Origin of the sequence: Asanoa ferruginea, assembly GCF_003387075.1 — a bacterium.
In the GTDB taxonomy this organism is placed as follows: domain Bacteria; phylum Actinomycetota; class Actinomycetes; order Mycobacteriales; family Micromonosporaceae; genus Asanoa; species Asanoa ferruginea.
In genome coordinates this window covers 9028598-9047324 of record NZ_QUMQ01000001.1, presented here as the reverse complement: position 1 = coordinate 9047324, position 18727 = coordinate 9028598, and the positions used below count along the sequence as shown (strand labels likewise).

The 18727-nt window shown below is 72.1% G+C and carries 17 protein-coding genes; 10 read left to right on the top strand and 7 right to left on the bottom strand.

Features of this window, described 5'->3' with window-relative positions:
- Nucleotides 1-23: 23 nt before the first annotated feature.
- Nucleotides 24-437, bottom strand: a complete 414-nt coding sequence (locus DFJ67_RS42035; RefSeq protein ID WP_116075348.1) for a winged helix-turn-helix transcriptional regulator — start codon at nt 435-437, stop codon at nt 24-26.
- Nucleotides 438-541: 104 nt separating this feature from the next.
- Between DFJ67_RS42035 and DFJ67_RS42030 the strand changes: the two genes are divergently transcribed.
- Nucleotides 542-1228 (top strand): DsbA family oxidoreductase, encoded by a 687-nt coding sequence (locus tag DFJ67_RS42030; RefSeq protein WP_116075346.1) that lies wholly within the window; start codon nt 542-544, stop codon nt 1226-1228.
- Nucleotides 1229-1372: 144 nt separating this feature from the next.
- On the opposite strand, the gene DFJ67_RS42025 is transcribed toward DFJ67_RS42030, so the two are convergent.
- Nucleotides 1373-2353, bottom strand: coding sequence for an Lrp/AsnC family transcriptional regulator (locus DFJ67_RS42025; protein WP_116075344.1), 981 nt, complete (start codon nt 2351-2353; stop codon nt 1373-1375).
- 85 nt (nt 2354-2438) lie between these two features.
- Here DFJ67_RS42025 and DFJ67_RS42020 point away from each other — a divergent pair, with 85 nt between their 5' ends.
- Nucleotides 2439-3848 carry an MFS transporter gene (locus tag DFJ67_RS42020; protein WP_116075342.1) on the top strand — a complete coding sequence of 470 codons (1410 nt, stop codon included), beginning with the start codon at nt 2439-2441 and terminating at the stop codon, nt 3846-3848.
- 880 nt (nt 3849-4728) lie between these two features.
- Here the strand turns inward: DFJ67_RS42020 and DFJ67_RS42015 are convergent.
- Entirely contained in the window at nt 4729-5058 is a 330-nt protein-coding gene (locus tag DFJ67_RS42015) for a hypothetical protein (protein WP_116075340.1), read from the bottom strand.
- Between the two features lie 215 nt (nt 5059-5273).
- On the opposite strand from DFJ67_RS42015, the gene DFJ67_RS42010 reads away from it, so the two are divergent.
- The 7 genes from DFJ67_RS42010 (at nt 5274) to DFJ67_RS41980 (ending at nt 13148) form a co-directional block, all read left to right on the top strand.
- Nucleotides 5274-5765 (top strand): DUF3145 domain-containing protein, encoded by a 492-nt coding sequence (locus tag DFJ67_RS42010; protein ID WP_116075338.1) that lies wholly within the window; start codon nt 5274-5276, stop codon nt 5763-5765.
- Nucleotides 5766-5913: 148 nt separating this feature from the next.
- Nucleotides 5914-7638 (top strand): glycoside hydrolase family 3 protein, encoded by a 1725-nt coding sequence (locus DFJ67_RS42005; RefSeq protein WP_116075336.1) that lies wholly within the window; start codon nt 5914-5916, stop codon nt 7636-7638.
- Between the two features lie 60 nt (nt 7639-7698).
- Nucleotides 7699-8718 carry a glycosyltransferase family 2 protein gene (locus DFJ67_RS42000; protein ID WP_116075334.1) on the top strand — a complete coding sequence of 340 codons (1020 nt, stop codon included), beginning with the start codon at nt 7699-7701 and terminating at the stop codon, nt 8716-8718.
- Nucleotides 8715-11018 (top strand): hypothetical protein, encoded by a 2304-nt coding sequence (locus DFJ67_RS41995; protein ID WP_147315805.1) that lies wholly within the window; start codon nt 8715-8717, stop codon nt 11016-11018. The genes DFJ67_RS42000 and DFJ67_RS41995 overlap by 4 nt, the downstream gene beginning before the upstream one ends.
- A 42-nt stretch (nt 11019-11060) precedes the next feature.
- Nucleotides 11061-11909, top strand: a complete 849-nt coding sequence (locus DFJ67_RS41990) for a class I SAM-dependent methyltransferase (RefSeq protein ID WP_116075330.1) — start codon at nt 11061-11063, stop codon at nt 11907-11909.
- 33 nt (nt 11910-11942) lie between these two features.
- On the top strand, nt 11943-12500 hold the full coding sequence (locus DFJ67_RS41985; protein ID WP_116075328.1) for a TetR/AcrR family transcriptional regulator: 558 nt from the start codon (nt 11943-11945) through the stop codon (nt 12498-12500).
- A 12-nt stretch (nt 12501-12512) separates the two neighbouring features.
- Nucleotides 12513-13148 carry a DJ-1/PfpI family protein gene (locus DFJ67_RS41980; RefSeq protein WP_116075327.1) on the top strand — a complete coding sequence of 212 codons (636 nt, stop codon included), beginning with the start codon at nt 12513-12515 and terminating at the stop codon, nt 13146-13148.
- A gap of 6 nt (nt 13149-13154) precedes the next feature.
- On the opposite strand, the gene DFJ67_RS41975 is transcribed toward DFJ67_RS41980, so the two are convergent.
- On the bottom strand, nt 13155-14600 hold the full coding sequence (locus DFJ67_RS41975; RefSeq protein WP_116075325.1) for a fascin domain-containing protein: 1446 nt from the start codon (nt 14598-14600) through the stop codon (nt 13155-13157).
- A 62-nt stretch (nt 14601-14662) separates the two neighbouring features.
- Here DFJ67_RS41975 and DFJ67_RS41970 point away from each other — a divergent pair, with 62 nt between their 5' ends.
- The gene (locus tag DFJ67_RS41970; RefSeq protein ID WP_116075323.1) at nt 14663-15562 is read left to right on the top strand and encodes an ion transporter; all 900 of its coding nucleotides are present in this window, start codon (nt 14663-14665) and stop codon (nt 15560-15562) included.
- Here the strand turns inward: DFJ67_RS41970 and DFJ67_RS41965 are convergent.
- From DFJ67_RS41965 to DFJ67_RS41955, 3 genes are read right to left on the bottom strand one after another with little or no spacing between them, the layout of a single operon-like run.
- Nucleotides 15559-17337 (bottom strand): ATP-binding protein, encoded by a 1779-nt coding sequence (locus DFJ67_RS41965; RefSeq protein WP_116075321.1) that lies wholly within the window; start codon nt 17335-17337, stop codon nt 15559-15561. The genes DFJ67_RS41970 and DFJ67_RS41965 overlap by 4 nt on opposite strands.
- Before the next feature lie 4 nt (nt 17338-17341).
- Entirely contained in the window at nt 17342-17989 is a 648-nt protein-coding gene (locus DFJ67_RS41960) for a class I SAM-dependent methyltransferase (protein WP_147315803.1), read from the bottom strand.
- A 13-nt stretch (nt 17990-18002) separates the two neighbouring features.
- Entirely contained in the window at nt 18003-18701 is a 699-nt protein-coding gene (locus DFJ67_RS41955; RefSeq protein WP_116075317.1) for a class I SAM-dependent methyltransferase, read from the bottom strand.
- Between the last annotated feature and the right edge of the window lie 26 nt (nt 18702-18727).

The window sequence follows — 18727 nt, the reverse complement described above, 5'->3', positions numbered from 1 at the left end:
CGTTCGAGTGACACCGCCGGGCCTCAACCGGCGCCGTCGTAGGCCCGCTGGTTGCCCCGGATCTCGGCGTGGTGGTCGGCGGACCAGTCGGCCAGCGCCAGCACCGTCGACAGCAACGAGTCACCGAGCGGCGTGAGCCGGTATTCCACCCGCGGCGGCACCTCGGCGAAGGCCCGCCGGCCGACCAGCCCGTGCCGCTGCAACTGCTTGAGGGTCAGCGTGAGCATCCGCTGCGAGACACCGGGAATCGCGGCGGCCAGGTCGGAGTAGCGGACCGGCCCGTCGGCCAGCGTGCCGATGATCAGCACGCTCCACTTGTCGCCGACGAGATCGAGGATCTCGCGGATGAAGGCGGCATCGTCGTCGCCCCACCGCGCACAGGGCCCGGGCACCCGCCGGACGCTGGCGCGCGAGTTGCTGGGCTGTCGGCCAACCATCTCCGCTCCCTTCCGCGCACACCAATGTGCCTTTTGCAGACGTTCCGACACTAACCCATGATGGGCCTACACACAGAAAGTAAGAATCGTAAGGAGCTGCGCCGATGAAGATCGAATTCTGGTCGGACATCATCTGCCCGTTCTGCGGTCTGACCGATCACCGGCTCCGGCGGGCGATCGAGCGCTTCGCACACGGCGCGTCGGTCGAGGTCGTGCACCGGTCGTTCCAACTCCACCCCGACCTGCCGCGGACCGGCGTCACCCAACGCGAGCTGATCACCATGGCCGGCGCGCCGGCCAGCACCGTCGAGCAGGTCCTGCGCCCGATCGAGCGGGCCGCGCACGCCGAGGGCCTGGACCCCTACCGGGCGGTCGACCGCACCCTCGGCCCGACCGACTTCGCCCACGAGTTGCTGGCCTACGCCACCGACCAGGGCCGCGGCGCCGAGACCTGGGCCGCGATGTTCCGCGCGCACTTCGGCACGGCCCGCAAGCTGTGGACCCGCGAGGAGGTGCTCGACTTCGCCGGGGAAATCGGCCTCGACGGAGCCGGCCCGGCCCTGCACGACCGCCGCTACCGGGACCGGGTCGCAGCCGACCAGCACGCGGCCCTGAGCCTCGGTGCCAGCGGCGCCCCGTTCCTGGTCTTCGACGACACCTACGCGGTCCCCGGCGCCCTGGAAACCGACCGCCTCGTCGCCGTGCTGGAGCAGGTCTGGGCGGCGAGTCACCGAGCCCTCCCGGTGATCGCCGCGTCAGGCGACACCTGCGGAGTCGACGGCTGCTACTGAACGTGGCCATACATGTTTTTACATGTACGCACATGCAAAAACATGTACTCCCGAAAAGGACACCGGGACATCGGCGCGACACGCCGACATCGCCAGCGCCCGGGAGAGCAGCGCCCGCAGAGCGCTCACCCCACAGCGCGCGGGCTAGGTGCGGTGCGGCGGAGCCGAGGTGGTGACGGCTCCGGACTGCTTGATGTGGCGGACCAGGGGAGCGGTTTCGACGCGGTCGACGCCGTCCAGCGCGCCGATCTTCTCGGTCAGATAGGTGTAGAGGCCGGTCATGTCGTGGCAGACCACGGTCGCGACCAGGTTGGTTGGGCCTGTTGTCGCCGCCGCGAAGACGATCTCCTCGTGGCCGGCAATCGCGGCGCCTACCGCCGCCACCCGGGACGGTGCCACCGATAGCCAGAGCAGCACCCGGGCGCGGAAGCCGAGCACGTCGGGGTCGACGTCGACGTCGTAGAACAGCGCGCCCGAGCCGGTCAGGTCGTGCAGGCGGCGGCGGACCGTCGTCTCGGCCCAGCCGGTTGCCGCCGCCAACTCCGGGAAGCCCAGCCGGCCGTCGTGGGCCAGTGCGGCCAGCAGCGGGCGGTCGTCGTCGGTCAGGCGGGGCGGCCCGGGCGCGGTGTGCGGAGCCGGCGTCAGTGCGGCGATCTGGGCCGGGGTCAGTGAGTTGTCGCGCTGGTCGGCGCCGACCGCGCCGCCGGCGAAGTGGTGGATCATGCAGTGCGCGCTCACCGAGATCAAGCGCGGCGTGCGGGGGAGCCGGTCCAGCAGGAGGGCGTCGCGGTCGGCGGTCGCCGGTAGCTGCACGTTGGCGGCGATCTCGGTGCCGCCCGAGGTCAGGCTCACCCAGCCGGTGTCGCTGCGCCGGGCCAGCGCCGCCGCGATCGCTCCCGCCGCGTCGGGGGTGGTGCGCAAACGGAGGAGCCACATCTCGTAGCCCAGCGCGATCGGGTTGGGTAGGCCGGCCACCCGCACGCCGGCGCCCTCGCGCAGCCGCCGGTAGCGCCGGGCGACGGTCTGGTCGGAGACACCGAGCACCGCGCCGATCTCGCGGTAGCCGGCCCGCCCGTTGACCCGCAGCGCGTGGATGATCTGGCGGTCGAGCGCGTCGATTTCCACCCCGCAACCCTAGGCCGTTGTCGAGATCCGCCGGAACCTGCCGCAGATGTGGTGCCGGAGAAGCCATTCTCGGCACCGTTCGCCCATGCGCAAATGGTCACCGCTGATCGCGGTCTGCCTCGGCACCTTCCTGCTGCTCGTCGACGTCACCATCGTGGTCGTCGCCCTGCCCGCCATCGCCGGCCAGTTCGACGCCGGGCTGGCCGACCTGCAATGGGTCCTCGACGGGTACGCCCTCGCCCTCGCCGCCCTCGTCCTCGGCGCCGGGTCGCTCGCCGACCGTTACGGGCGGCGCCGGGCCTACCTCGGCGGGCTCGTTCTGTTCGCCACCGCCTCGCTGCTCTGCGCCGTGGCGCCCAACGAGCAGGCACTGGTCGCCGCCCGGGTGTTGCAGGGCGTCGCGGGCGCCGCGATGTTCGCCACCACCGTGGCCATCCTCAACGTCACCTATCGCGGGCGCGACCGCGGTGTCGCGTTCGGCGTCTGGGGCGCGGTCAACGGCGCGGCGGCCGCGGCCGGGCCGATCGTCGGCGGGCTGCTCACCGAGCACCTCGGGTGGCGCTGGATCTTCCTGGTCAACCTGCCGGTGTGCCTGGTCGCGGTCTGGTTCACCCGGCGCGGCGTGATCGAGTCGCGCGGCGCACAGGGCCGGTTCGACCTGGCCGGCACGCTGGCCTTCACGGTCGCCGCCGGCGCGGTCACGCTCGGGCTGATCCAGGGCGGCAGCGCCGGCTGGACCGATCCGTCGACGCTGGTCGCGTTCGCCGTGAGCCTGGTCGCCGCCGTCGTCTTCGTCGCGGTCGAGCGCCGCTCCGACCACCCGATGCTCGACCTGGGCCTGTTCCGCCGGCCGGCGTTCAGCGCCCTGATCGCGGCGGCGCTGTTGACCCAGGCGGCGGCGTTCGCCTACCTGCCGTACACGATGGTCTGGTTGCAACAGGTCCTCGGCAACGGACCGGTCCGCGCGGGTCTGGTCGGCGCGCTCCCGATGGCGGCCGCGGCCCTGCTCGTCGGCGCGTTCGCCGGGCACCGGCTCCAGCGGATCGCGCCCCGGGTCACCGTCGGCGGCGGCCTGCTGCTGATCGCCGCCGGCAACCTGCTCCAGTCCTTTCTCGACTCCGGCAGCACCGGGAGCGCGCTGGTGCCCGGCCTGATCGTCGTCGGCCTCGGCGTCGGCACCGTCCTGCCGGCACTGTCGTCGGCGGTGCTCGCCGCCGTGCCGCGGGAGCGCAGCGGGATGGCCGGCGGCGCGCTCAACACGTTCCGCCAACTCGGGTTCGCGCTAGGCGTGGCCGTCTTCGGCGCGGTGTTCGAGCACCAGGCCGGCGCGGGCGATCCGGTCGGCGGCCTGACCGCGACCGTCACCGTCGCCGCGGCGACCGCGCTGGCCGCCGGCGTGCTGGTGCTGATCCTCGTCCGCGGCCGGACGGGTCCGGACCAGGTAGGCCGCACCGGCGACGAGCAGGCCAACGCCCCACAGCGTGTAGGCGGGTAGCGCCACCGCGAGGAACCAGTCGCCGTCGATGTCGCCGCGGGCCCAGGCCGCTACTCCGCCGATGCCGAAGTAGCCGGTCAGGCCCGCGCCGACGAACAGGGCCGGACCGAGCACCAGCCAGCGCGGGACGCGGCGGCCGGCCAGCAGCGGTACCCAGGCCGGCCAGATCCGGCCCCAGCCGTGCACCAGCGCCAGCGGCAGCAGCGTGCCGGCCAGGGTCAACAGACCGACGAACAGCAGCAGGTACGCCCACGGGGTGTCCGCCGACCGGCTGCGCAGGAATCCGTGCAGCACCTCGGCACCGAGCCGGGCGACGCAACTGGCCACGACGGTGTACGCCGCGGCAAAGGCCCACCAGGGAGTCGCCGCGACCGCCGCCCGGCGGCCCCAGGCCCGCACCGCTACCGCGCCGGTCAGCCAAGCGAGCACCGCGCCCGAGCCCTGGGCCAGCGTGGTGGCCACGTCCCGGCCGGACACCGGTGCGCCGAACAGGGCGCCGCACACCTGGACGAGCATTATCGGAAACATGAACGAGTAGGCGACGGCCGCGGCGGTCACGGCCCAGCCGAGCAGCGCGCTCCACCGGCCGCGCAGGAACACGGCGACGAGGGCTCCAGCGCCGATGGCGACCGGGAGCCAGCCCGTCGGCAGGAACGACTCGCCCGGCGACCGGAAGTCCGGCGGCCCGGTCACCGCCCAGACGGCGTGCACGACGGTGTAGACGGCGGCCCAACCGGCCGCGACGAACGACAAGCGCCTCATGCCGAGAACTCTCGGTGGCGCGCGGGACCGGGTCACCCCACCGGGGTGGGAACCGCCTCCCCCGGCGGGGGGACACGAAAGAGCGCCCCGGCACTGCCGGGGCGCTCTCGTTGGTGACTCAGGCCTCGAAGATGCCCGCGTCGACCAGACGCTTCTCGGTCACGTCCCAACCGTGCGACGGGAAGGCCGCGGCCAGGCCGTTGAGCTCGGCGCGGATCTTCGCGGCGTGACCGGCACCGGCCAGCACCTTGATCTCCTCGACGAACGCGTCGGAGTCGGTGCGCAGGTGGTTGGTCTTGCCGTTGGTCAGGTTGCGGACGTAAACGAACTTCCCGTTGTTGAGCGGGATCAGGTACTTGAACTCGCCGAGCACGCTCAGAGCGCCGCCGGCACCGGCCTGGCCGGCCCGGACGGACGCGCGCGCGGTCTTGGAGGTGTTGCTCGCCACGGGGGACTCCTTGCAAGGTGCGCGGTACAGGGATTTGGACCGGAGGGGCCCAGTGAAGGGTACACCAGCGGGTGGATCGGCCATCCGGACCAATCGTCCCAACCAGTTTTCCGATTCCCTGGCGCAACATCGGCCCCAGGCGTCATCATGATTGCTGACCACTCGCGGATCGAGGTCGTAGGGGAAGACGCACCTCGGGTCTTCGGGAGGTCACCGTGCCAACGCGTGGCGTCGTTTACGTCCACTCGACCCCGCTCGCCGTGTGCCCACACGTCGAGTGGGCGATCGCGCGCGTCCTCACCGCGCCGGTCACACTGCACTGGAGCGCGCAGCCCGTCGATCCGGGCGCCCGCCGCACCGAGTGCAGCTGGACCGGGCGCGCGGGGACCGGCGCCGAGCTGGCTGCTGCCCTCCGGCAGTGGCCCATGATCCGTTTCGAGATCACCGAAGAGCCCAGCCCGGGCTGTGACGGTGAACGCTTCATGTTCGTGCCCGGCCGCGGCCTGTTCCGGGCCACCGCCGGTGTCGCGGGCGACATCCAGCTCGGCGAAGACCGGCTCCGGGCCATCATGGCGAGCTCGCGCGCCCCCGAGGCGCTCCAGCACGCCCTCGACAAGGCGCTCGGCACGGCCTGGGACGGCGAACTCGAGCCCTACCGCTACGCCGGCGACGGGGCACCGGTGACGCTGCTCACCCGCGTGGGCTGATCGCCCTTGCCGTCCCCGAAGGGACGACCTCGAAACCGCCCACCGCGCACCACCGCCGACCAGGGGCTGCTGCTTCGTGCGAATTCCGGACCGACCGTATTGCCCGGTTGACTTGCTCATTTCGCAACGGTCTGGCCATCATTGCTCGATGGCCTCCCCCCGGAGCCGCCTCGCGTTACTTCTCGCCGCGGTTGTGGCCGCGATCCTTGTGGCCATCACCGCATGCGGCAAGCCGGCGCCCCGCGCGGCAGCACCGTCCTCGTCCCCGCCCTCCGCGGCGGCGACGGCGCCCGCCCCGAGCCCGAGCACCGGCAGCGATCCCGCCAGCCGCGCGGCCGCACTGGTCAAGACACTCTCCGACGAGCAGCTCGCCGGCCAGGTGCTGATGCCCTACGCCTACGGCAGCTCGGCGACCGACGTGAGCGCGGCCTCCGCGGCCGGCAACCAGAAGCTCGGCAAGGTCGACACCCCCGCGCAGATGGTGCAGAAATATCACCTGGGCGGGCTGATCCTGGTCGGCTTCTCCGCCGACGACCCCACGTCGACCAACCAGGCCACCACCAACGTCGACAACCCGAAGCAGATCACCGCCCTGACCGGCGGCGTGCAGCAGGCGGCCGGCGGCCAGGCGCCCATCCTCATCGGCACCGACCAGGAGTTCGGCACGGTCACCCGGATCAAGACCGGCGTAACGGTGCTGCCCAGCGCGATGGCGCTCGGCGCGGCCAACCAGCCCAAGGCGACACAGCAGGGTTGGTCGGTGGCCGGCGACGAGCTGCGCGCGATGGGGCTCAACGTCGACTTCGCCCCCGACTCCGACGTGCTCAGCACCGCCGACGGCGGCGTGATCGGGTCGCGCTCGTTCGGTGGCGACCCGAAGGCGGTCGGCGACCAGGTCGCCGCCTCGGTCAAGGGCCTCCAGTCGGCCGGCGTCGCCGCCACGCTCAAGCACTTCCCCGGGCACGGCAGCACCGCCTCCGACTCGCACACCGCCCTGCCGGTGATCAGCAAGAGCAAGGCCGACCTCGACAAGACCGACCTGGTGCCGTTCAAGTCCGGCATCGACGCCGGGGCGCAGCTCGTGATGAGCGGTCACCTCGACGTGAAGTCGATCGAGCCGGGCGTGCCCGCCTCGTTCTCGCACAAGGCGCTCGTCGACGTGCTCCGCGGCCAGCTCGGGTTCAAGGGCGTCGTGGTCACCGACGCGCTCAACATGGAGCCGGCCGAGCAGTGGCCGGCCGGCGAGGCCGCCGTCCGGGCCCTCAACGCCGGCAACGACCTGCTGCTGATGCCGCCGAGCGTCGACGGTGCCTACAACGGCCTGCTCAACGGGCTGCACGACGGCTCGCTGAAGAAGGACCGGCTGGTCGAGGCGGCGACGCGCGACCTGACCCTGCGCTTCTCACTCGCCGACGCCCAGGCCGGCCCCGACCACAACGTGCTCGCCGCCCAGTCGCACCTCAGCGTCGCCAGCGGCCTGGCCGGCGCGGCGGTCACCCAGCTCCGTGGCCAGTGCGCGGCACCGGTCAAGGGCCCGGTCTCGGTGACCACCTCGGGCGGTCGCGCCACCAGCAAGGCAACCCTGGAGAAGGCGCTGAAGAGCGCCGGCGTCCAGGTCGTGCCGAGCGGCGGCCGGGTGGTGCACCTCGTCGGTTACGGCGACGGCCCGGGCGACCTCAACCCGAAGGCCGACGTGACGGTCGCGATGGACACGCCCTACATCCTCGGTAGCGCCACGTCGCCGACGCTGGTGGCCACCTACTCGTCGACGCCCGACTCGCTGAAGGCCCTCGCCCAGGTGCTTGCCGGAAAGCAGAAGCCGACGGGAAAGTCGCCCGTGCCAGTGCCCGGTTTGCCCCGTAGCGTGTGCTGATTTAACCCTCCGCAACTGATACGGTTCCCCCGTTCGGAGCGCGGAGGGAGCACAGGCGCGATGGGTCAGCAGGATCCGGCACTCTCCGTTGTGGTGCCGATGTTCAACGAGGAAGGCGTGCTGCCGCTGCTCGCGGAGCGGTTGCGCACGGTCCTCGACGGGCTGGCCGAGCCCTACGAGGTGGTCGCCGTCGACGACGGGAGCACCGACGCCACCGCGGCGGGGTTGCACGGGCTCCGGGCCCGCTGGCCGCAACTGCGGGTGATCCGCCTGCGCCGCAACAGCGGCCACCAGGCGGCGCTGATCGCGGGCCTGATGCGGGCCCGCGGCAGCTATGTGGTCAGCATCGACGCTGACCTCCAGGACCCGCCGGAGACCATCGCGGAGATGCTCGCCCTGGCCCGGTCGGAAAACCTCGACATCGTCTATGGCGTACGCGCCGACCGCAGCTCCGACACCGCGTTCAAGCGGCTCACCGCCGGCGCCTACTACCGGATGATGCGCCGCCTCGTCGGCAAGCAGGTGCCCGCGCAGGCCGGCGACTTCCGGTTGCTCAGCCGGGTCGCCGTGGAAGCGCTGCGTGACCTGCCCGAGCGCACCCCGGTGCTGCGCCTGGTGGTGCCCTGGCTCGGCTTCCCGAGCGGCGAGGTGCGCTTCCTGCGCGCCGAGCGGGCCGCGGGCCGCACCAAATATCCGTTCTCCCGGATGCTCGCCCTGGCCGCCGACAGCGTGACCAGCTTCTCGGCGGCGCCGCTGCGGGTGGCGACCTGGCTGGGCCTGGTCGGTGTCGCGGTCTGCGGGCTGCTGGTGATCGCGGTGCTGGCCGCGTTCGTCTCCGGCCGCACGGTCTCCGGCTGGCCGTCGATCCTGGTCGCCGTGCTGTTCCTCGGGGCCGTCCAGTTGCTCTGCCTCGGCCTGCTCGGCGAATACGTGGCCCGGATCTACACGGCGGTGCAGGCCCGGCCGGCCTACTTCGTGGCCACCGACAGCGATCCCGGCGACGCCGGCGACCCTGGTGCCGCACCGGAACAGCGTCGCACCGGCGACGATCCGGCCGTGCTGGCGGACAGCCTGCGGTGACCGCTCCACCCGACCACCCCACGTCCCCGCCGGCACAGCAGAGCGTGCCCGCCCCCGCCGGCTCGGGCTCCTCCGCTGCCGGCGAGGCCGGTCGCGCGTATCCCCTCCTGCGTTTCCTGCCCTTCGTGGCGACGGTGCTCTACGTCGCGGCGGTCCTGATCGCCGCGGACACCGCCGTTCTCGACCTGGTCAAATACGCGCTCTACCTGGCGCTCGCGCTGATGCTGCCGGGCACGCTGGTCTACCGGGCGCTGCGCCGCACGCCGCACTCGCTGATCGACGACCTCGCGATGGGCACGGCCGTCGGCCTCGTGCTGGAACTGCCGGCCTGGACGCTGGTCTCGGTGCTCGACATCCGCGGCGTGCTGTGGGCCTGGCCGCTGGTCGTGGTCGCGCTGTTCGCGGCGGTGCCCCGGCTGCGGCGGCACTTCCTGGTGCGCGACGGCTACACCCTGGCGCCGCTGGGCTTCTCGTGGGCGGTGGGGGGCGCGGTCGCGTTCTTCACGACCTATCTGTCGTCGACGTTCCTCGAGCGCAACCCGATCCTGCCGACCTCCGAGGACACCCGGCAGTATCTCGACCTGGCCTACCAGTTGTCGCTGGCGGGCGAGGCGAAATACCAGTTCCCGCTGCACGTGCCGCAGGTCGCCGGCGAGCCGCTGTTCTACCACTGGTTCGGCTACGCGCACATGGCGTCGACCAGCATGATCGCCGGGATCGACCTGCCCGTGGTCGCGCTGCGGCTGGCGATCCCGTTCCTGTGCGCGCTGGCGATCCTGCTGACCGCGGTGGTCGGCTGGCGGATCAGCGGCCGGGCACTGGTCGGCGCGGTCGCGGCGGCGCTGTTCTTCGTCATCGGCGAAACCAACTTCACCGACCCGGTCACGATGCCGTTCGGCACCCAGAGTTCGTTCGTCATCTGGCACGGCATGTCGATGATCTACTCCTGGGTGCTGCTGATCGCGCTGATCGGCGTGATCTGCGGGCTGATCACCGGGGTCCTGGGCCGGGGCGGTTTCGTGCTCGCGTTCCTGCTGCTGCTCGCCTCCAGCGGCGCGAAGGCCAGCTCGCTGCCGGTGGTGGCGGTCGCCCTGCTGGTGACCTTCGTCGTCGTGCTGGCGGTGCGCCGCCGGGTCCCGTGGACGCTGCTGATCCTCGGCGTGTTGACCGGCGCCGCCCAGCTCTTCGCCCTGGCGGTGCTGTTCCGGTTCCAGTCCTACGGCGTGACGCCCGAGCCGTTCTGGAGCTTCGAGCGGTTCTGGACCCCGGCCGACGGCCCGACCTGGCTCGCGGTGCTCTCGGTGGTGTTCGCGTTCCTGGTCAACATGCAACTGCGCGCGGTCGGCATCGTGCCGCTGCTCTGGCTGCGCCGCGGCCGCCTCGACCCGACCCAGGTGTTCCTGCTCGCGGGCGGCATCGGCGGCCCGCTGATCTACCTGATGGTCAAGCAGCCCGGCGACGGCAACCAATACTTCACCCGCTCCGGCTTCACCTTCGCGGTGCTGCTCTCCGCGTGGGGCTACGCGATGGTCTACGACCGCGCCAAGCTCTCCCGCGCCGGCCGGACCCTGCTGGCCGTCGAGACGCTCGCGTTCGCGATCGTGCTGGTGGTCGCCCAGTTCAAGCTGGCCGGCCCGGCCGAGGCGTCGGTGCCGCCGCAGGCGATCGACCCGCTGACGCCGCTGCTGCGCTGGTCGCTGGTGCTCGCCGCGGCCGGTCTGGTGGTGGCGGCGCTCTGGCCGGCGCTGAGCCGTTGGCAGCCCGCGCTGCGCGGCACCGGCGGCGTGGTCGCGCTGACGGCCATCCTGGTCGTCGGTGCGCCCGGCCTGATCATGGACATGCGCAAGTCGGAACGGTTCTCCAACGGCGGCGCCTACGCCACCGTCTCGCTGCCGAAGTCGCGCGTCGACGCGGCCCGCTGGCTGCGCGACCACAGCGCGCCGACCGACGTGGTGGCCACCAACGCGCACTGCATCAACGCGCCGACCGACGGCTACTGCGACCCTCGGTCGTTCTGGCTCTCGGCCTACGCGGAGCGCCGGGTGCTGGTCGAGGGCTGGGCGTTCGCGCCGCGGGTCTCCTCGTCAGGCTCGTGGGCGTTCTGGGACCCGGCCCTGCTGGCCCGCAACGACGCCGCGTTCACCACGCCCACGGCGGCGTCGCTGACCTCGTTGGCCAACGACGACAAGGTGCACTGGCTGGTCGCCGACCGCCAGGTCGCCATGGAGTCACCGGAACTGCGGATCCTGGCCAACCTGCGCTACGACAACGGCCGGATCTTCATCTACGAACTGCGCTGAAATCCGTTCGCGGCTTTGTGGCGCGCGCTCTAGCGTGCCGTCATGGCGTATCGACACCCGGCCGCGTTCCTGCTCGGCATGGAAGGGCTCGCGCTGCACCGGGCGTTCGCGGGGGAGTTCGACGCCGCGTTCGTCGAAGCCCGGCTCGCCGAGGTGCGGGCCATCCTGGCGGCCGACGAGCGTGGCTCGCTCGGCGCCGGCGATCACGTCGGTGAGACGGACACGGTCGCGGGCTACCGGATCTGGGCGCGCACCTACGACGAGCCCGGCAACCCGCTGATCGACGTCGAGGAGCCCGTCGTGCGCGAGTTGCTGGCCGGGCTGGCACCGGGCCGCGCGGTCGACGCGGCGTGCGGCACCGGGCGGCACGCCTTTTCGTTGGCGGCCGCCGGGCACGCCGTCGTCGGTGTCGACAGTTCCCCCGACATGCTGGCCGTGGCGCGGCGCACCGTGCCGGGGGCGCTGTTCGTGCGCGGCGACGCGCGCCGGCTGCCGGTCGCCGACGGTTCCGTCGACCTGGTCACCTGCGCGCTGGCGCTGACCCATCTGCCGGCGCTGGAGCCGGCGTTCGCCGAGTTCGCCCGGGTGCTGCGCCCCGGCGGGCACCTGGTCACCTCCGACATCCACTGGCAGTCGCTCTACCTGGGCGGCATCGCGTCCACGGTGGACGATTCCGGCGTCGAGTCGCGAATGCCGGCGAGCCGGTTCCGCCCTTCTGACTACGTCACCGCCGCGCTGGGTGCCGGGCTCACGGTGCGGGCCTGCCGCGAGCCGCGCTGGCCGCGCAGCGCCGAGGGCGGCGGGCCGTTCCTGCGCGCCTGGGCGGCCGAGGCGGTCGACGCCGCCTACGAGAACACGCCCGCCGCGATCATCTGGAAGTTCCAGCGGTAGACAGTGTCTACGGCGCTCTGGTAGACACTGTCTATGAGCGATGACGGTTTGCGCGACAAGCTCGTCCGGGTCGGCGTCGAGCTGCTCGCCCGCGAAGGGCTTGCGGCGCTGACGTTGCGCGAGATCGCCCGCCAGGCCGGCGTGTCACACGGCGCCCCCCGCCGCTATTTCCCCACCCACCTGGAACTGCTCTCGGCGATCGCCCGGGAGGGCTTCGCCGACCTGACCGCGCAGGTCGAGGGCGCGCCTGACGGGCCGCCACGGGACCAGTTGATCGCCCTCGGCCGGGCCTACCTGGCCTTCGCCCGGGCCAATCCCGGCATGTTCGAGCTGATGTTCCGGCACGACCTGCTGGCCAGCGGCCACCTCGGCCTGCGCGACACCAGCCTGCCCCTGTTCGCCCGCCTCGCCGACCTGGTGCGGCAGGCCGGCCCGAGGTCGGCGGCACCGGCCCGGGTGGTGGCCGGCGCATTGTGGGCCAACCTGCACGGGATCGCGCAGCTCTGGGCCTGGGGGAGCCTGCAACTCGCCACCGGCGCCGACGACCCGGAGCCACTGCTGCGCGCCACGCTCGACGCCCATCTGACCTGAAGGAGAAACCCGGTGCAGATCGCCATCCTGTTGTACGACCGGTTCACCGCGCTCGACGTCGTCGGCCCCTACGACGTGCTCAGCCACCTGCCCGGCGCCGAGGTGGTGTTCGTCGCCGAGCAGCCCGGGCCGGTGGTCAACGAGGTCGGCAGCCTGCACCTGGTCGCCGGCGCCGCCCTCGCCGACGTCACCCGCCCCGACGTGGTCGTGGTGCCCGGCGGCCCGGGCCAGAACGCACACATGGCCGACGGCCCGGTGCGGCGCTGGATCCAGGCGGTCGACGCGCACAGCACCTGGACGGCTTCGGTCTGCTCCGGCTCGTTGTTGCTCGCCGCCGCCGGCCTGCTGACGGGCCGCCCGGCGACCAGTCACTGGCTGGTGCGCGACGCGCTGGCCGACCACGGCGCCATCCCGATCGCCGACCGGGTCGTCTTCAACGGCAAATACGTCACCGCGGCCGGGGTGTCGGCCGGGCTCGACATGGCGTTCGCGCTCGCGGGCCGGATCGCCGGTGACGCGGTGGCCCAGGCGATCCAGCTCGCGCACGAATATGACCCGCGGCCGCCCTACCGCTCCGGCAACCCAGATACCGCGCCCCGGGCGATCGCGGATGCGGTCCTCGCCCGGCGCGCGTCCATCGTGTCCTGAGCCGGCTCAGAACGGCTCGTGGAACTTCTCCCAGGGGCCGATCGTCGCCCGGTTGGCGATGAGCGGTTTCGTGCCGGCCGACTCGGCCGTCACGTACTTGTTGTTGATGGTCGCCTGGAAACTGATCGACAGGTCGGCGTTGGTGACGAGCCGGAAGGTCTCCCAGGGACCGACGGTGGCCCGGTTGGCGATCAGCGGTTTGGTGCCGGCGCCGTCGGCACACACGTATTTGCCGTTGACCAGGGCCTTGAGCGCCACCAGACCGGCGCCCAGGTCTTCGATCTGGAACTGCTCCCAGTGGCCGACGACCTCGCGGTTGGCGATCAGCGGCTTGGTGCCGGCCGAGTCGGCCGTCACGTAGCGGCCGTTGATCAGCGAGAGCAGCGGGCCCGGCCCGGTCAGCGGCGCGTAGCGCGTGAACTTCTCGGTCACCCCGATGGCATCCTTGCTGGCGACCAGCGGCGCGCCGGTGGGGTCGGCGGTGAGGTATTTCGCATTGGCCTTGGCCCGCAGGCTCACCGTGCCGTCGGCGTTGGTGGTGATCCGGAACTTCTCGTTGTCGCCAAGGATCCGCAGGCTGTTGGGCTCGACCGCACCGGTTTCGGCGGAGACGGTCAGGAAGCGGTTGCGGTCGGTCGCGCGGATGGCGACGTCGCCCGCGCCGGCGTCGTAGAACTCGAAGGTCGTGTCGGCCTCGTGCCCGCCCATCGCCGCCGCGGTCAGCGTGTGCTCGGTGGTCGCCCGGACATAGCGGTAGTTGGCCGGCGCGAACAGTTGGTAGGAGCCGACCGACGGCGGCAGGCAGGTCGCCGGGTTGGTCCAGTTGGCCGTCGCGAGTTGTGTGACGGCGCGGATGTTGACCGTGACGGGATTGGCCTCCTGCCACGGCACCGCGACGGACTGGGCCGGCGCACCGGGCTGCAGTTGCAGGGTGCTGGAGAACAGGCCGCTGCCGGACACCTCGACGTTGACCGGGTAGCCGCCGGCGGGCAGCGCCACCGTGGCGAGCAGGTCGTCGCAGCGGGACTGGAGCGTGACCGTCGGCCGGATGGGGTTGCCGCAGACGCTCGGCAGGTTCACCGTGCCGGCGACGCTGGTCGCGAATCCGCCGCTGCGGAACTTGAGGAGGAGGACGACCTTGCTCGCGGCGTAGCTGTGCACGATGGACGTCGCGATCAGCGGGCCCGCCGACTTCGGCGGAATGAGGTCACCGGAGGCGATGCCGGTCAACGTGCTGACCGGCGCCCCGGGGGTGAGGACGACCTGGTCGATGGGGGTCGGGGTCTCGTCCTGGTTGAGAACGTTCCAGGTCACGGTCCAGTTGCTCGCGACGGCGTCGCAGACGGCGGTGCCGGTGACGGTCGGTATCGCGGCGGCCGCGGGTGACGCGACGGCGACGGTGCCGACCACACCGACCAGGAGGGCGAGGAGGGTGGCGATCTTGCGGTTCATACGCACGAACGCACCGTAGGCGGTCGATGGTCCGCGCGCTGCCCCACGTCTAGGATCCATTGATGATCAAGCCTGCTGTGCCCGCACAGCGTGCGAGTCCCGCGCGGCTCTCGCCGTTCGCCGCCCGGTGCGCGCGGATCGTCGACTCGCGGGCGTTCGACGTGGTCATCGTGGTCGCGATCGGGGCCAACGCGGTGGTGCTCGGCGTCGAGACCTACCCGCACCTGGGCGGGGCCAGGCCGCTGCTGCACGTGCTGGAATGGATGTTCCGGGCCGTCTTCGTCGTCGAGATCGCGGTGCGGATCGGCACGCACGGCCGCCGGCCGCAGGACTTCTTCCGGCACGGGTGGAACATCTTCGACTTCGCGGTCATCGCGGCCGCCTTCATCCCCGGCCTGCACGGCGACTCGACCGCCCTGCGGATCGTGCGGATCGCGCGCGTACTCCGGCTGGTCCGGTTCTCTCCTGGTCTTCGCACGATCGTCACCGCGCTGCTGCGCAGCCTCCCCGGCGTCGGCGGCTTCCTCGCGCTGGCCCTGGTGACCCTCTACGTCTACGGCATGGCCGGCTGGCTGATCTTCGGCGAACGCTTCCCCGACCAGTACGGCTCGCTCGGCCAGGCCGTGCTGACCCTCTTCGTGCTGCTCTCCCAGGAGACCCTGCCGGGCCTGATCGAGCAGGGCCTGACCGTCTCGCCGTGGACGCTGGTCTACTACGTCAGCTACGTGTTGATCACGGCGAACCTGCTGCTCAACATCCTGATCGCGGTCATCGTCAACTCGATGGAGGAGGCCCGTCGGCTGGAGATGACCGAGGGGCTGGCGCCGGGCTACGACAGCGACGGCGACGGGGAGCCCGACGAGGTCGACCGGATCGCCATCGCGCAACGGATCGACGACCTACGCCTCGCTCTGTCCGAACTGGAGCGTGAGCTGCGCATCGACCGCGAGCGGCCAGGCTAGCTCGGGTCGGCCATGCTGTCCTGGTAGAAGCGCACCCGGTCGGCGCACTCGTGGACCACCTCGGACCAGCTCCGGGCCCAGACCCGCACCCGGTTGCCGCCCTCGACCCGGTCCTGCACGCATCCCGGCGGGCGGTCCGGATGGCGGGCCTCCAGCCGGGCTTCGCTGTCGACCTCGGAGCCCACCAGCCACACGTCCCAGTCGACCCGCCGGCCCCGCAACCCGCCGTCGCCGGCGATGGCGTCGGCATACGCGGTCACCCGGGCCAGCTCCTTCAACCCGACCGTCGGCGCGGCGACCACGACCAGGTTCTGGCGGCCTTCGTGCTCGCGGCGGGCCAGCGCCAGCAGCACCTCGACCTCGGCGTGCCGCACCAGCAGCCCGTCGAGGGTGCGGTCGCCGGCCAGCAGGCCGTGCCGCTCGCCGAACACCCACGACTCGTCGGCCAGCAGGGCGCGGAGCGCGGCCGGATCCTCGGCGCGCTCGTCGAGCGCCAGCCGGCGCAGCGCCGCGATGACGCCCAGCCGGTCGGCGACCGTCGTCGCGGCCCGGATCACCCGCGGCGCGGCGGTCCGGCGCAGTGCCTGGTCGAGCTGGCCGCGCTCGTCGTCGGACAGCTTGAAGATGTCGTCGAGCAGGTCGGCGACCCGGTCGGGCTGTGACCGCAGCACCTCGCACAGCAGCCGCAGCGTGCCGCGCCGCTGGTTGCCGCGGCCCGGGAGATGCCGGTGGACGGTGGTGGCCACCAGGTCGAACGTCTCCCGCTCGACCCGCGCGGGCTCGCCGGCCGGTGCGCCGTCGTAGGGGTAGCTGCCCTCCGCCCGCCAGCCCTCGACCAGCTCCCGCCGCCGGTCGTCGGCCCGGCTCCGGAAGTGGGCCCGGAGCTGCTCGCGGGCGACGGCGACCAGGGCGGTGACCTGGCTGTCGTGCGCGTCGCCGAGGTGCACGTCGCCCACGTTGTCGGCCATCGCGTGCCACAGCACGTAGGCCGTGAAGTCGAACCCCGGCGCCCGGATGCCGGCGTCGACCGAGCCGACCGGGATGCCGTGCTGGTCGCACAGGTGCAGCTCGCGGTCGACCGCAGCCGACCACTCGATGACCTTGAGCTGGGCGGTCTCGGCGCCGAAAGCCAGCGGGTAGACCGCCGTCCGCCGGATCGAGGTGCCCGGGTCGACGGGTGTGCCGTCGTAGACGACGGTGACCTCCGGGTAGGCGGTCAGGTAGGGCGCCAGCTCGGTGGTCAGCCGCCGGTGGTTGGCCCGCAACGGCAGCCGGTCGAGCCGCGGCGACTGCTTGCCCCAGGCCTCGACGAGGGTGCCGGTCGGGTCGGTGGTCGGCCGGCTGTCACCGATCAGGAAGTCGTTGCGGGTGGCGGCGTGCGCCGACACCTCGGTGCGGGACCGGCCGCCACCGCCGTCGGCCACTGTCGTCCACCGGATGTGGTCGCCGAGCGCGTACGCCCGCAACCGGCCCTGTCCGTTGCTCCCGTGCAGCGTGCGCTGCTTGAGCAGGGTGCCCGAGGTCCACTTCTTCCACGACCCGCCGATCCGGTCGAACGCGGCGGCCAGCGCCTCGGGCGCCATCCCGGTGCCGTCGTCGTGCACGGTCACCCGTTCGACGGCACCGAGCGGCGAGCGGTGCAACACCACGTCGACCCGGGTCGCGTCGGCGTCGAGCGCGTTCCAGATCAGCTCTTTGACCGCACCCAGCGGGTCGCTCTCACGCGCCAGCCGCTGGACATGATCTTCCGCGGCTTCCAGGTGGACTCGGCGCATGGGTTCAGCCGGCGGTCTCCGACGGCGACGCGGCGACCGCGAGCGGGCTGGCCATCCGCATCAGCCAGAAGCTGGAGGGCACCCGGGTGGCGTCGTCGACCACCTCGCCGGACACGTCGGCGAACGACTCGCGCGCCAGCGCCTCGAACGCGGCCGGCTCGCGGACGTGCTCGCCCCGGTCGTTGTCGCTCATCCACTTGGACACGCGGCCCTGGCCCGGCGCGTAGCAGGTGTCGACGGCGATCACCTTGCCGCCGGGCGCCAGCGCCCGCGACGCGACCCGCAGCAGCGACCGGGAGTCTTCGTCGGAGAGGTGGTGCAGCAGGCCGAGCAGCAGCACCGCGTTGGCCGGTGGGAGCACGCCCAGGTGCTGCTCGCCGAAGATCTCGGTGGAGAACGTCGCCCGCTCCGAGCCGAACCGCGCCGACGCGTGTGCGATGTAACGCTCCGACGTGTCGAAGCCGAAGTAGGTCACCTTCGGCAGCCGGTCGAAGTAGTAGGCCGGCCCGCAGCCCACGTCGATCACCGTGTCACCGTCGTGCAGGTCGAGTTCGGCCAGGCAGCGGTAGCGCAGCCGGTCGGAGCCGAGCGCCTTCTGCAGCGCCACATACATCGTGACGTTGCTGAGCATGTTCTTCAGGGGTGCCAACACGGGAACTGGACTCCTAAGCCGGACGGTGGGCCCGCATCATCAGCGAGACGCCGGGCAATGATTTCACCGGAAGATAGCGTTCGGCGGCGATCACCGCGCGCAGGCCGAGGTTGACGGGGGTGGCGAGGTCGTCGAGGTCGCTGCCGGTGGATTTGCGGCGGCGCCACGCGGCGACCGGGCGGAGCAGCACGTTCCAGCTCCACAGCTCGTCGACCACGAGGCCGGCCTTCTCGACCAGGTCGAGCAGACCCGCCCGGTCGTAACGCCGCACGTGCCCGACCGCTTCGTCGTGCGCCGACCACAACTTCATGTCAGCGGGTACGGCGATCAGCACCGTGCCACCCGGCCGCAGGACCCGCCGGATCTCCGCCGCGGCCTCGTGGTCCTCGTCGATGTGCTCGAGCACGTCGAACGCGGTGACCAGGTCGAGCCGCGCGGCCGGCACGGGCAGGTGCCGGGCGTCGGCGCGGATCACCGACAGGCCGCGCTCGCGGGCCACCGAGGCACCCTCTTCGCCGTATTCGAGCGCGACCGGCTGCCAGCCGTGAGCCCGCAGCACCCGCGTGTTGCCGCCGCCCGCGGCGCCGATGTCGAGCGCCGCACCGGGGGTGCCGAGCTTGCGCAGCGCTCGGGCCAGGAGCACGCGGCGCTCGTAGTACCACCAGTGGCGGTCTTCCAGCGCGGCGAGTTTGCGGATCTCGGTCGCTTCCACGGGCACCACCCTATCGACAGGTCGCC